General features: G+C 72.5%; 6 protein-coding genes and 1 pseudogene. 4 read left to right on the top strand and 3 right to left on the bottom strand.

The features are described 5' to 3' along the window. The first annotated feature begins 2 nt into the window (after positions 1 to 2). On the top strand, positions 3 to 965 hold the full coding sequence (locus ABZX11_RS41530; RefSeq protein ID WP_354923911.1) for an MBL fold metallo-hydrolase: 963 nt from the start codon (positions 3 to 5) through the stop codon (positions 963 to 965). After that, positions 962 to 2497 (top strand): FAD-dependent monooxygenase, encoded by a 1536-nt coding sequence (locus ABZX11_RS41535; protein WP_354923913.1) that lies wholly within the window; start codon positions 962 to 964, stop codon positions 2495 to 2497. Before ABZX11_RS41530 ends, ABZX11_RS41535 begins: the two co-directional genes overlap by 4 nt. Here the strand turns inward: ABZX11_RS41535 and ABZX11_RS41540 are convergent. After that, entirely contained in the window at positions 2399 to 4609 is a 2211-nt protein-coding gene (locus ABZX11_RS41540; protein ID WP_354923915.1) for a discoidin domain-containing protein, read from the bottom strand. The genes ABZX11_RS41535 and ABZX11_RS41540 overlap by 99 nt on opposite strands. 450 nt (positions 4610 to 5059) lie before the next feature. Between ABZX11_RS41540 and ABZX11_RS41545 the strand changes: the two genes are divergently transcribed. After that, entirely contained in the window at positions 5060 to 6766 is a 1707-nt protein-coding gene (locus tag ABZX11_RS41545) for a discoidin domain-containing protein (RefSeq protein ID WP_354923916.1), read from the top strand. Next, positions 6763 to 9692 (top strand): annotated as a pseudogene (locus ABZX11_RS41550) (glycoside hydrolase family 3 C-terminal domain-containing protein). The gene ABZX11_RS41545 and the pseudogene ABZX11_RS41550 overlap by 4 nt, the downstream one beginning before the upstream one ends. Here ABZX11_RS41550 and ABZX11_RS41555 read toward each other — a convergent pair. Further along, positions 9635 to 10681, bottom strand: coding sequence for a LacI family DNA-binding transcriptional regulator (locus ABZX11_RS41555; RefSeq protein ID WP_354923918.1), 1047 nt, complete (start codon positions 10679 to 10681; stop codon positions 9635 to 9637). The pseudogene ABZX11_RS41550 and the gene ABZX11_RS41555 overlap by 58 nt on opposite strands. Positions 10682 to 10762: 81 nt before the next feature. Then, the gene (locus ABZX11_RS41560; protein ID WP_354923920.1) at positions 10763 to 13780 is read right to left on the bottom strand and encodes a discoidin domain-containing protein; all 3018 of its coding nucleotides are present in this window, start codon (positions 13778 to 13780) and stop codon (positions 10763 to 10765) included. Positions 13781 to 13834 lie beyond the last annotated feature (54 nt).

Raw genomic sequence — 13834 nt, forward strand, 5'->3', positions numbered from 1 at the left:
CCGTGACGAAGAAAGCCTTCGCCTCTTCGGCCGACCTGGCGGAGAAAGCGCAGACCCTCGAGATCCTCGCGGACGGCGTCTACGCGCTGACCGCCGAAGGCGACCCGAACATCGGCGCGATCGAGGGCGAGGACTTCCTCGTCTGCTTCGAAGCGCTGGCCACACCCGTCGCGGCGGGGGAGTGGCTCGCGAAACTGCGCGAGCACACCGGCAAACCGGTCCGGTACCTGGTGCTGAGCCACTACCACGCCGTGCGCGTGCTCGGCGCGTCCGCGTTCGACGCCGAAGTGATCGTCGCGCACGAGAACACCAGGGCCCTGGTCGCCGAGCGCGGCAAGGAGGACTGGGAAAGCGAGTTCGGCCGGATGCCGCGCCTGGCGAAGGGCGCGGACTCGGTGCCCGGGCTCACCTGGCCGACGCTCACCTTCTCCGACCGGCTCACGATCGACCTCGGCGGCGACCGCGGCGACCTCGTGCTGCAGTACTGCGGGCGCGGGCACACCGAGGGCGACCTCGTCGCCTGGCTGCCCCGGCAGAAGATCCTCTACGCTGGCGACCTCGTGGAAGCCGAAGCCGCGCTGTACACCGGCGACGCGTTCCACCGCGACTGGGCTTCGTCCACTTTGGACAGGGTGGCCGCCTTCGGTGCGGAGACCCTGATCGGTGGCCGCGGCGGAGTCAGCCGCGGCCGGGAAGCGGTCGACGCCGCCATCGCGCAGACCCGGCACTTCCTCACCACCATGCTCCGCGAGGTCGGCGCGGTCCGGGACGCCGGCGGCACGCTCAAGGAAGCCTTCGAGCGCACCCACGCGGCCCTGGCCGACCGGTACGGCCACTGGCCGATCTTCGAGCACTGCCTGCCCTTCGACGTCTCGCGGCTGTGGGACGAGCTGGGCGGCGTCGAACGGCCGGTGGTGTGGACGGCCGAACGCGACCGCGAAGTCTGGGACCAGCTGCAGGGATGACGGTCGCCGTCCTCGGCAGCGGCCCGGTCGGCCAGACGGCCGCGCTGCTGCTGGCGCGCCGGGGCGTACCGGTGGTGCTCGTCGACGAGCACGAGGTGCGCGATCCCGTGGGATCCAAGGCCATCTGCCAGCAACGGGACACTTTGGACGTCTGGGCGTCCCTCGGCGCGGGACGCCTCGCCGAGGAGGGCCTCACCTGGACGACCGCGCGGACGTTCCACCGCGCCACGGAGCTGTTCTCGCTGAAGCTCCCCGACGGCGGGTCGGCGCTGCCGCCGTTCGTCAACCTGTCCCAGGCCCGGGTCGAACAGGTGCTGGACGAGCTCATCGCGCAGCAGCCGCTGATCGACGTCCGCCGCGGCCACCGCGTCACCGGCCTGACCCAGCCCGGCTGCGTGGAAATCCACTGCGAGACGAAGGACGGGCCACGCCGGATCGAAGCCGAGTACGCGATCGCCTGTGCGGGCGCACGCGGCGACACCGTGCGGCGGGCGCTCGGGCAGCACCTCGAAGGGGTGTCGTTCCGGGACCTGTTCCTGATCTGCGACATCCGCGCGGACCTGCCCGGCTGGGCGGCGGAACGGCGGTTCTACTTCGACCCGCCGTGGAACCCCGGCCGCCAGGTGCTCATCCACCCGTGCCCGGGTTCGGAGTTCCGGATCGACTGGCAGGTCCCCGAAGACTACGACCTCGCGGCCGAAGAGACGGGCGGCGCGCTGGACCGCCGGATCCGCGCGATCATCGGCGACCGGCGCTACGAAGTGCGGTGGCGCTCGGTGTACCGCTTCCACACGCGGCTGGTCGACCGGATGCGCGTGGGGCGCGTGCTGCTGGCCGGGGACTGCGCGCACCTGGTTGCGCCGTTCGGGGCGCGCGGCCTCAACTCCGGCGTGGCCGACGCGGAGAACGCCGCCTGGAAGCTGGCCGCCGTCCTGCGCGGCGAGGCGGGGGAGGAGCTGCTGGAGAGCTACCACGCCGAGCGGCACGCGGCGGCGGTGGAGAACGCGGCCGTCACCACCGCCACGATGGACTTCCTGGTGCCCCAGGACGACGAGCAGCGCGCTCGCCGCTTCGACGTCCTCACCCGGGCGGCGCACGATCCGGCCGCCTGCGCCGAGGTGGACTCGGGCCGGCTGGCGGAACCGTTCTGGTACGTGGATTCGCCGTTGACCACACCCGATCCGCTCCGGCCGTTCGCGGGACGGCCGGAGCGTGGCGCGGTGCCGCCGCCGGGCCCGGGCGTGCTGCTGCCGGACGTGACCGTCCCGGGTGGACGGCTGCGCGACCTGGCCCGCGAGGGCTTCCTGGTCCTGACGACGCCGGGCGTGCGGGTGGAGGGTGTGCGGTCGGAGGAGATCCCGGTCGGGGGTGTGCTCGGTGCGCGTCCGGGCGAAGCCTGGCTGCTCCGCCCGGACGCGTACGTCGCCGCGGTGTTACGGGTAGGAGACCAGCGGGCTCACCTGGTGCCCGGTGTTCGCGGCGTCACCCGTGTCGTTGATGACGTGGGCGATCGTGCCCACGCCGCCGAGTGACACCGAAACCAGGTTGTGGAACCGGACCCCGGAGTTGTTCGGCACCTCGAAGGAGTGACTGGCCACAATGGACGGGTTGGTGTTGAAGAAGCAGTAGCTGCCCAGGCCCCAGCCTTCGTGGCTGGTCACCGAGTCCGCCACCTTGTACGCCGCCCAGCCCTGCCGCCCGCCGCCGCTGGACCAGGACGCCTGGTCCGGCGGGTCGTACGGCAGTTCGTTCTGGAAGAAGTACGTCCGCCCGCCGTTGCCGTTCCAGAGCACTTCGTACTGCTGGTAGTGCTCGACGAACAGGCCGTACATCGTCACGTTGGCGCCGTTGACGACCAGGCCGTTGGCCGCGGTGTTGACGTTCCAGCCGACGCCGTAGGAGTGGTCGCCGCGCCACAGCCACATGTGGTCGCCGATGACGTTGTTCGAGTTGACCACCAGTGTCTGCGTGGCCTTCCCGACGGCCGCGCCGCCGATCCGGAAGAACACGTCGTGCAGCGACGTCGGGTCGGCCGCGTGGTTGGCGTTCGAGCCCGGCTGGCCGACCTGGACGAGCACCGGCGAGTTCACCGCGCCCGCGTCGATCAGCAGCCCGGCGATCTTCACGCCGTCCACATCGGACGTCGTGATGGCCGCGGTCCCGTTGGTCGGCTGCAGTGTCGCCAGGCCGAGCCCGAGCACCACGGTGTCCGGGCGCGTGACGTTGAGCGCCTGGTCGAGGTGGTACACACCCGGTGTCACGAGCAGGTTCTTGCCCGCCGCCAGCGCGGCGTTGAGCGTCGCGGCCGAGTCGGACGGGTGCGCCACGTAGAACTCGCTGAGCGAGATCGACTGCCCGGCCGGAGCGCCGTGGCCCCAGCTGGTGCCCTGGGAGTTCTGCCGCAGCGCCGGGACGAACACGTTGTAGCTGCCCGAGCCGTCGACGTAGAGGAACGGCTTCTCGCGTACCACCGGTGTCTGGCCGACGACCGTCTCCGGCGGGTTCGGGAAGGACGCCGGCGGGGTGCCGGTCGAACCGACGAACACCATGTTCCAGACGCCGCCCTGCCAGCCGCCCAGCTCGCTGTTGCGGGTCAGGAACTGCTGCTGGGAACCGGAAACCGCGACGCCGTCGATCTTGCTGTCGGCGATCAGGCCGCCGCTGGCCCAGCCGTCACCGCCGTTCCACAGCTGGATCTGGCTGCCGCGCAGGTGCATCCGCCGGTAGGGCGCGGCCTGCGCGACGGCCCAGCGCTCGACCTGGCCGGCCGGCAGCGTCACCGACAGGTTTTCGGCCGACCGCCAGAAGTTCTGCGTCGCGTTGCCCTTGTTGTTCGGGTTGTCGCCCTGCTGCAGCCAGTCCGCTTCGACGCGGACGTGGCCGTTGAGGTTGACGTCGTCCGGCGACAGGCCCAGGCCCGCGACCTGCTCGTAGAAGCCGAGGTTGACGTCGGCGTTGTAGGTGCCCGGCTTGAACAGCACGGCGTAGCGCTCGTTGCCGAACTGGTTGGTGTGCTGCTGGTTCGCGATCTGCGTCAGCCGGTCCTGGATCGTCGCGGCCGGCGTCGAGGGGTCGAACACCGACACGTTCGGCCCGAGGTCCGGGTTGCGCGGGTCGGTCGGCGGGATCGTGCTGCCGCCGGTGCCGTGCACGGCCACTTCCCAGAGCGAGTAACCGTAGCCGGTCGCCCGCTGGGTGCCGTAGACCCGCAGGTAGCGGGCGGTGCCCGAGAGCGCAACGGTCTGCGTGCCGCCGGCGGCGGTGGTGGTCGAGTACGCCGTGGTCCAGCTGCTCGCGTCGCTGGAGAGCTGCACGCTGAACGCGCGGGCGTACGCGGCCTCCCAGGTGAGCACCACGTCGCACAGCTGCTGGGCCGAACCGAGGTCGACCTGCAGCCACTGCGGGTCGCTGAACGCGCTGGACCAGCGCGTGCCGGTGTTGCCGTCGACCGCGGCGGACGCGGGTGTCCCGCCGTTCTCGGTCGACGACGCGGTCGCCGGACGGCCCTGCGCGAGGTTCGTGCTGCCGCACGCGGCGGCCTGGGCCGGTGCGGAGCCGACCACGGCCGCGGTGGTGACCGCGGTGACGAAGGTGGTGGCGATGACGAGGAGACGGTGGAGGGGGGAGAGCGTCGTCGATCTCATGAGCCTGCCTGTGATCGGGGGAGGACGTGCGAAAGCGGACCGGTGGAGCCCCACAGCTCGCGCCGGTTTCGGGTGGTGCGGCGGGTTCGCGCCCGGGCCCCCGCCCGGTGCCGTGAGCCGGAGGAGCGGTACCGGAGCAGGGGAAAGCGCGGACCGGCCAGCCCGAAAGGTGCTGGTCGCGGCGGAGCAGTCCCGGGTGGCGGTCACGGAACCGGTTCCGTCGGTGAGCTCGCAGTTAACAGCGGGAGGTTCGCCCGCGTCAAGCATCCACGGCGGATTCGTTCGCCCGGACCAGCGTCCGGCGGGCAACCGTTGACATTTTACGACTCTTTATTTATAGCTTGAACTAAGCGTGCCGACGGCCGGGCCCACACCCGCGCCGGAGATCACGTGGGCCGGACAGCGCCGGGGCAAGGCCGCCCCGGCGCCGGTTCGCCGTGGAGGTGCCCCATGCAACGCCGCATGCCGAGGACGCGGGTGCTCGCCGTCCTCGCCCTGACCCTCGCCGCCCTGCTCACCGCTCCGGTGGCCAGGGCCGCTCCCGTCCTGCTCTCCCAAGGCCGTCCGGTGACGGCGTCCTCGACCGAGTCCGCCGCTTTCCCGGCGTCCGCCGCGGTCGACGGCGACCCCGGTACCCGCTGGTCCAGCGGCTTCAGCGACCCGCAGTACCTGCAGGTCGACCTCGGCTCGACCCAGCAGCTGTCCCAGGTGGTGCTGAACTGGGAAGCCGCCTACGCCAAGGCGTTCACGGTCCAGGCGTCCGCCGACGGCGCCACCTGGACGCCGCTCTACTCGACCACCACCGCGACCGGCGGCAACCAGACGCTGACCGTGACCGGCAGCGGCCGGTACGTCCGGCTGACCGGCACCCAGCGGGCCACCCAGTACGGCTATTCCCTGTGGGAGTTCCAGGTCTACGGCGGGGGCGGCACGACCCAGCCCGGTGACGTCCTGCTCTCCTACGGCAAGCCCGGCACGGCGTCCTCGTACCAGGACGACGGCAACTGCCCGGGCTGCGTCCCGGCGAAGGCGTTCGACCACGACCCGGCCACGCGCTGGGCGACCAGCGCGACCACCGGCTGGGTCGACCCGGGCTGGATCACCGTCGACCTCGGTGCGTCCGCGGCGATCCACCAGGTCGTCCTGCAGTGGGACCCGGCCTACGCCGTCGCCTACCAGATCCAGGTGTCGAACGACAACGCGAACTGGACCTCGATCTACTCGACGACCACGGGCAAGGGCTTCAAGGAAACGCTGACCGTCAACGGTTCCGGCCGGTATGTCCGGATGTACGGCACCGCCCGCTCCAACGGCTACGGCTACTCGCTGTGGGGCTTCGACGTCTACGGCACCGGCGGCAACCCGACACCGCCGCCTGCCGCCCCGCCTGCCCCGCACTTCCCGGGCACCCTGGTCTGGAGCGACGAGTTCAACGGCGCCGCCGGCGCCAACCCCGACCCGAGCAAGTGGACCGCCGAGACGGGCCCCGGCGTCAACAACGAACTCGAGTACTACACGAACAACAACAACGCCAAGCAGGACGGCCGCGGCAACCTCGTCATCCAGGTCCGCCGCGAAGCCACCCCGGGCAGCGCGTGCCCGGTCGACCCGGTCAGCGGCAGCGGCACCTGCCAGTACACCTCCGGCCGGATCAACACCGCGGGGAAGTTCAGCTTCACCTACGGGCACGTCGAGGCCAACATCAAGGTGTCCGGCACGCAGGGGCTGTGGCCGGCGTTCTGGCTGCTGGGCGCGAACTTCTTCAGCGGCACGCCGTGGCCGAACTGCGGCGAGATCGACATCATGGAGCACGTCGGCAAGTCGCCGAACCTGGCCTACTCGACGATCCACGCCCCCGCGTACAACGGCGCGGGCGGCATCGGCGCGCCGTTCGACTTCGGCCAGGACGTCTCGGCCGGGTTCCACAAGTTCGGGCTCGACTGGGACGCGACGCACATGACGTTCTCCGTCGACGGCACCCCGTTCCAAACGATCAACCGCGACACGGTCGAGAGCACGCGCGGGCCGTGGGTCTACGACCACCCGTTCTTCCTGATCCTCAACAACGCCATCGGCGGCGACTTCCCCGGCCCGCCGGGCGCGGGGACCGTGCTGCCGCAGGACATGGTGATCGACTACGTGCGGGTGTACCAGTGAGACGGCACGTCGCGCTCGTCGTGGGGGCGGTGGTCGCCGCCGGGCTGCTCACCGCCCCCCTGTTCACCGCCCATGCGGCCCCCGCGCTCCTATCGCAGGGGCACGCCGTGACCGCGTCCTCCACCGAGAACGCCGCCTTCCCGGCTTCGGCCGCGGTCGACGGCGACCCCGGCACCCGCTGGTCCAGCCTGGCCGCCGACCCGCAGACGCTGCAGGTCGACCTCGGCGGATCGCACACGCTCAACCAGGTCGTGCTCCAGTGGGAGGCGGCCTACGCGACGGCGTTCACGATCCAGGCCTCGGCCGACGGCAGCCAGTGGTCCACTGTGTACTCGACGACGACCGGCACCGGCGGCACGCAGACGCTGCCGGTGTCCGGGAGCGGCCGGTACGTCCGCCTGACCACGACCCGGCGGGCCACCCAGTGGGGGGTCTCGCTGTGGGAGTTCCAGGTCTTCGGCGACGGCTCGGCCCAGGCGTGCGGCAGCGCGAACGCCGCACTCCGGCAACCGGCTACGGCGTCCAGTGTCCAGTCCGACGCCTTCCCGGCGTCGGCGGCCTTCGACGGTGACGGTGGCACGCGCTGGTCGAGCCTGGCCGCGGACCCGCAGTGGATCCAGGTCGACCTCGGCAGCTCACGTCCGGTCTGCGGCGTCGACCTGACGTGGGAAGCCGCGTACGCGAGCGCGTACACGATCCAGCTGTCCACCAACGGCTCGACGTGGACGACGGCGGCGACCGTGGCCGGCGCGGGCGGCACCGAGCACCCGGCCGTGTCGGGGACCGCGCGGTACGTCCGGCTCAATGCCACGGCCCGGGCGACGCAGTGGGGTGTCTCGCTGTGGGAGTTCGCGGTCCACACGAGCGACAGCGCCCCGCCGACGACCACGCCCACCAACCCGGGTGGCTGCCCGTGGGTGGGGTCCGCCGCGCCCGTCGCCGACCGCGTCAACCAGCTGCTGGCCGTCATGACACCCCAGCAGAAGGTGAAGGTGCTGCACGGCAACGGCGCGACCGGGCCGTACATCGGCAACACCGATGCCGTGCCGGAGCTGTGCATCCCGGCCCTCGGCCTGCAGGACGGCCCCGCCGGGGTCGGCGACGGCCTCGACGGCGTCACCCAGTTCCCGGCGCCGGTGTCGGCCGCCGCGACCTGGGACACCGGCTGATGAACCGGTACGGCAGCGCGATGGGTGCCGAGTTCGCGGGCAAGGGTGTCGACATCGCCCTCGGCCCGACGATCAACCTGGTCCGCGACCCCCGGTGGGGCCGCAACTTCGAGACCTACGCCGAAGACCCCTACCTCGCCGGCGCGGCCGGGACCGCCACGATCCAGGGCATCCAGAGCCAGGGCGTGATGGCCCAGGCCAAGCACGCGGCCGCGTACAACGTCGAGGCGGGGGCGTCCCGCGGGACGCCGTCGGACAACGTCATCATCGACGACCGGACCCTGCACGAGCTGTACCTGCCGGCGTTCCAGCAGGTGGCGAGCCAGGGCCAGGTCGCCTCGATGATGTGCGCCTACAACCAGATCAACGGCGTCCCGGCGTGCCAGAACAGCGGCGTGCTCACCACGGCGATCAAGCAGGACGCCGGGTGGGGCGGGTTCGTCGGCTCCGACTGGGGTTCGGCGACCGGTGGCCCGCGGCAGCTGGCCAACGGCGGCCTGGACATGGAGATGCCCGGCGGCGCGTTCTTCGGCCAGGGCCTGCTCGACGCCGTCTCCCGCGGCGAAGTCACGCAGGCGCGCGTCGACGACATGGTCCGGCGGGTGCTCACCCAGATGTTCCGGTTCGGCGTCTTCGACCGGGCCCGGCGGGGTTCCCCGGCTTCGGTGGTGACCAACGCGGCCAACGTGACGACCGCGCGGGACGTCGCCGCGGCCGGGTCGGTGCTGCTCAAGAACACCGGCGTGCTGCCGCTGGGCTCCTCGGTGAAGTCGATCGCCCTCTCCGGCGGCGACGGGATCGACCCGCAGAACATCGGCGGCGGCAGCGCCAAGGTGAACCCGTCGCCGGCGTCGGTGAACCCGATCAACGGCATCAAGGCCCGGGCAGGCTCCGGGGTCAGCGTGTCCTACGTGGACGGCGCGGGGGAGCACGTGCAGACGCCGAACATCCCGGGTGCGGCGGCGGCGGCCAAGGCGGCCGACGTCGCGATCGTGTTCGCCAGCTACGGCGAGTCCGAAACCCAGGACCTCGACACGATCGACCTGCAGAACCAGCAGAACGACCTGATCGACGCGGTCGCGTCGGCCAACCCGCGCACGGTGGTCGTGCTCAACACGGGGTCGGCGGTGACCATGCCGTGGCTGGGCAAGGTCGCGGCAGTGATCGAGGGCTGGTACCCGGGCCAGGAGAACGGCAACGCGCTCGCGTCGCTGCTCTACGGCGACGTCAACCCGTCGGGCAAGCTGCCGATCAGCTTCCCGAAGCAGATCGCCGACCTGCCCACGGCGAACGTCCAGCAGTTCCCGGGCGCCAACGACCGGATCGAGTACTCCGAAGGGCTCAACGTCGGCTACCGGTGGTACGACAGCCGCAACATCGAGCCGTTGTTCCCGTTCGGCTTCGGGCTGTCGTACACGACGTTCGGGTTTTCGAACCTGGTCGTGACGCCGCAGGGCACGAACGGCACGGCGACCGTGACGGCCACGGTGACCAACACCGGCAGCCGCGCGGGCGCGGACGTCGTCCAGCTTTACGTCGGCCAGCCGGCCGGCAACGGTGAGCCGCCGAAGCAGCTGAAGGGGTTCAAGAAGGTGCAGCTGAATCCCGGGCAGAGCACCCAGGTGTCGTTCCCGCTCACCCCGCGGGACCTGGCGCACTGGACCGGCTCGTGGACGACGAACGCGGGCCAGTACCGCGTCTACGTCGGTGATTCCTCGCGCAACGTGCCGCTGTCGGGGACGCTGACCGTCTCCTGAGTCGACTCCCGGACGACCAGCTCGGTCGGGACGATCAGCGGGGCGTCCGGGGCCGGTGCGCCGGCCAGGCGGTCGAGCAGCAGCCCGGCCGCCGTCTCGCCCATCTGCCGCAGCGGCTGGCGGATCGTGGTGAGCGGCGGCTGGGTGTGCGCGGCCAGGGGGATGTCGTCGAAGCCGACCACGGCGACGTCCCCCGGCACCGCGCGGCCCGCCTTGCGTAGGCTGGCCAGCACGCCCGCCGCCGTGAGGTCGTTGTGGGCGAAGACCGCGTCGAACTCCGGGCCGGTTTCCAGCAGCTGGCGGATCGCCGCCTCCCCGCTTTCACTCGTGAAGTCGCCCTCGATGATCAGCCGCCGGTCGAGGGTCAGGCCGGCGTCGAGGACGGCGTCGTTGAAGCCGTTGAGGCGATCGGCGGTGCAGCCGAAGTCGTGCGGCCCGGTGACGGTGGCGAACCGGGTGCGGCCGGTGGCCAGCAGGTGGCGGGCCGCGGCCGCGCCGCCCTGCCGGTTGTCCGTGCCCACCGACGGGAACGCCGGGCGGCGGCCGCGGTCGTCGATCACCACCACCGGCAGCCCGGAGTCGTGCAGCACCCGCAGGTGCCGCACCGCGTCCGGCGGTTCCACCAGCAGCAGGCCGTCGAACGCCTTCGCCGAGACCTGGCGCGAGAACTCGCCGAGGGAGTCCGCGCCGCGGTTGGCCGTCGACAGCAGCAGGCCGTAGCCCTTCGACTCCACGACGTCGGCGACGCCCTGCAGCACCTCGCCCATCCACGGCCAGGTCAGCCCGGGCACCAGCATCCCGACCGTGCGCGTCACCCCGCGGGCCAGCCCGACCGCACCGGCGCTCGGGATGTACCCGGTCGCGGCGATCACCTCGCGCACCCGGATCGCGGTCGCCGCGTCCACGTCGGCCTTGTTGTTGAGCACCCGCGACACGGTCGTCTTGCTCACCCGGGCGCGGCGGGCGACTTCGGCGATCGTGACGCGCATCCGTCCTCCCGATCGGGCGGTGGAGAGCTCCGTGTGTCAAGGTACTCGCCCGCGGGCCCGCCGCGCGGGGTCCGAGATCGATCAAGTGCGAACCGACAACCGCGTGAGGCTCGCGTCGCCGGGTTTCCAGCGCGTCCGGACCGCCACGTACCGGGCGGTCCCGGTGTCCGCCGCGGCGTAGGTGACGCCGTCGACGCTGGTTTCGACGGTCGCGGCGGGCACGCGGCCGCGGGTCCACCCGAGCTCGACCGCGGCCACCTCCAGCACCGACCCGAGATCGACGACCATCCGGCCGTCCGGGCCCGGCCGCCAGGCCGTCGCCGGATCGTCGTCGACGGCCGCCGCGGGGCTCGACATCCCCGGCGGCAGGGGATCGGCGGGGAAGGTGGTCCGGCCGAGGGCGCGGTCGGCCAGCGGGTACGGGCGGAGTTCACCGAAGACGACCGGCACGGTCCGCCGCGGCGGCACCAGCACCGTTCGCGCGCGACCGCCGTCGGGGGTCACGGTGACGAGCACCGGCAGCAGTCCGGCCGGCGCGGTGAGGTCGACCCGGCTCGCGTCGCGGACGACCGCCTTCAGCCCGGCCGGGCCGCGCACGGTGAACCGCGGCGGTTCGATGCGGCCCTCCGCCGGGGCGAGGGACCAGACGTACTCGGTGCCGGTCCCGGTCAGGGTCTGCTCGCCGCGGTGAACCCGGTATCCCGGGAGGGACACCGTGCCGGTCGCCGCGGTGGCGGAGAGGTTGAGCAGCACGAGGAAACCGTCGGTGACAGTGGCCTCGACCGCGGTGGCGCCGGTCGGGATCCGGCCGGACGGGAGCGGCGGGCCGGGCCGCAGCTCGGCGACGAAGGCGGCGGCGGGGCCGTCGGAAAGCGTGACGCGGTCACCGGCGACGGTGAGCGGGTTCGGGCCCGCCACGGTGATCCCGGCCCGGCCGTCGATGTCGAGCCGGCCGTGGGTACTGGTGAGCGCGGGCACCGGGTAGGTCGCCGCGGTCGTCCAGGTCGCGCCGTCCGGCGACGTCTCGATGCGGTACTTGCGCCCGGCGGCGGCCTCCCAGCTCAGCCGGACGCGGTCGAACTCCCGCGGTGCGCCGAGGTCGACGGCGAACCAGCTGTCGGCGCGCGGCCGGTCCGATGTGGACACCGCCCAGCGGGTGCCGGCGTTGCCGTCGACGGCGTATCCGGCCTCCTTGCCGGCGCTCGCCGACGACGCCGACGCGGTTCCGGCCCGCGCGAGGTCCGGGCCGTCGCCGTCACGGACCTCGAAGGACCAGAGCGAGTAGCCGTACTGCGGGTCCGGCCGGACGCCGAGCATGCGGACGTGGCGGGCGGTGACCGGGCCGAACACCAGGTCGTCGGTCCGGGCGCCGGTGGCCGCGGCCCGGGCCTCGATCGTCACGGTGCCTTCGGCGGCGGTGTAGGTGCGGTCGCCGTCGAGGCCGGGCACGCCGGGCATGGCCAGGTTGTGGACGTCCAGGATGCCTTCGCTTTCGGCGACGCCGGTGCTGGCGTAGACGGCGGCGCCGGTGGGAAGGGTGGCGAAAGCGGCGTACCCGGTGTCGAAGCGGAGGACGCCGACCGTGCCGTCGAAGCCGTCGCGCACCTTCGCGTACGTCGTGGCGTGCCGCTCCCGCACCGCGAAGTCCGTGGCGGGCAGCAGCATCGGGTTGGCGCCGCCGAGCACGAACAGCCAGTCGTCGTGGTGTGGCTGCCAGGCGAACTTGACGAAGCCCGGCTTGCTGACCGTGCCCGCCCAGGCGCCGGGGGAGCGGTGGGCCAGCAGGCCCGGCCCGGCACCGAAGTCCGCGACCCCGGCGGCGTGGGTGTCGAACTCGCGCCCGCTCACGGGCGCGACCGGGCCGCCGTGCGCGGCGCGCCACTCGTGCAGCAGGTAGCTGATGGCGAGTTCGGCGCGGGCTTCCGGCTCGTACTTCGGTTCGCCGGAGAACTTGGTGATCCGGTCGGCGGGTGCGTAGGCCTGGTACGGCTCGAGCCGCGCGGCCAGCTGCGCTTCGGCGTACGCGGCGTGCCGGTCGCCGAGCACCTGGGCGCGGAAGGCCAGCGGGATGACGTCCCGGCCGTAGAGGTGCTCGCGGTCGGCGACCATCGGCATCAGCGGCTCGCCCGCGTCGCTGGTCATCAGCAGCATCGTGCGCCAGAGCAGTTCGCCGTTCGGCTGCGCGGTGAGCACCTCCGGCAGCGGCGTTCCCGCGGCGAGGAAGTGCATCGCGTTGCGGCCGGAGGTGCGCCACAGTTCTTCCTGGTAGTGCGGGCCGAACGAACCGTGGTTTTCGACGAGGAAGGTGTCGTGGAGGTTCGTTGCGGTGTTCGCGCTGACCGGACGGCCGTCGACGAGCCGCGGGTTGGCCAGGTCGGCGGCGGGCAGCCCGGCCTCGTTGCGGCTCCAGGCACCGAAGGCCGCTCGCCACCCGTCCGCCTGCGGGTCCGCCGGCGCCCAGGCGAGCGCGGGGGCCAGCGACTGGGCGTAGACGCCCATCTCTTCGAGCTTCGTGTCGCCGACGTGGCCGCCGAGCAGGCCGTGCGGGGTCCAGCTGCCCGAGTCCGGGTCGTCGCCGGTGCCGAGTGCGGTGGTGTAGCCGGCCTGCCCGGTGGTGATGCGCTCGACGTGCTGCCGGGTGGTGTCGTCGAGGTCCGTCCACAGGAGACGGGCGGCGAGCACGAAGTACGACTGGAACGTGGTGTCGAAGAACAGCTTCCGGCCCCACTCCGACCCGCCGGCCAGCCGGTTCGACGCGGCGAAGCGGCGGATCGTGGCGAGCGTGTGCCCGCGCAGCGTCTCGCGGTCCACCCCGGCGATCGTGGCGTCGTAGCCGGCTCGGGTGAGCAGGACGGCGTTCCCGAGGACGACGGCGAAGGTGAAGTCCCGGGCCGGGTAGGTGCCGGCGACCGGGTCGAACTGCTGCTCCGCCCAGCGCGTGTGGCGCAGCAGCACGCGCAGGTAGGTCGCGGCGACGGCGTCCGGCGGCCCGCCGCCCGCCGCCCGGGCGAGGCCGGGGAGCAGGCCCGAGGCCAGCGCGGCCGCCGCTCCGCCCGCGCCCAGCAGGCGGAGCGCCTGCCGCCGGTCCAGCTCGCCCATGCCCCGGCCTCCGCTCGCTGACAACCTTGTCAGCGCGGATTCTGGGATGCCGTC

The organism is Amycolatopsis sp. NPDC004169, from assembly GCF_040610315.1.
Lineage (GTDB): Bacteria > Actinomycetota > Actinomycetes > Mycobacteriales > Pseudonocardiaceae > Amycolatopsis.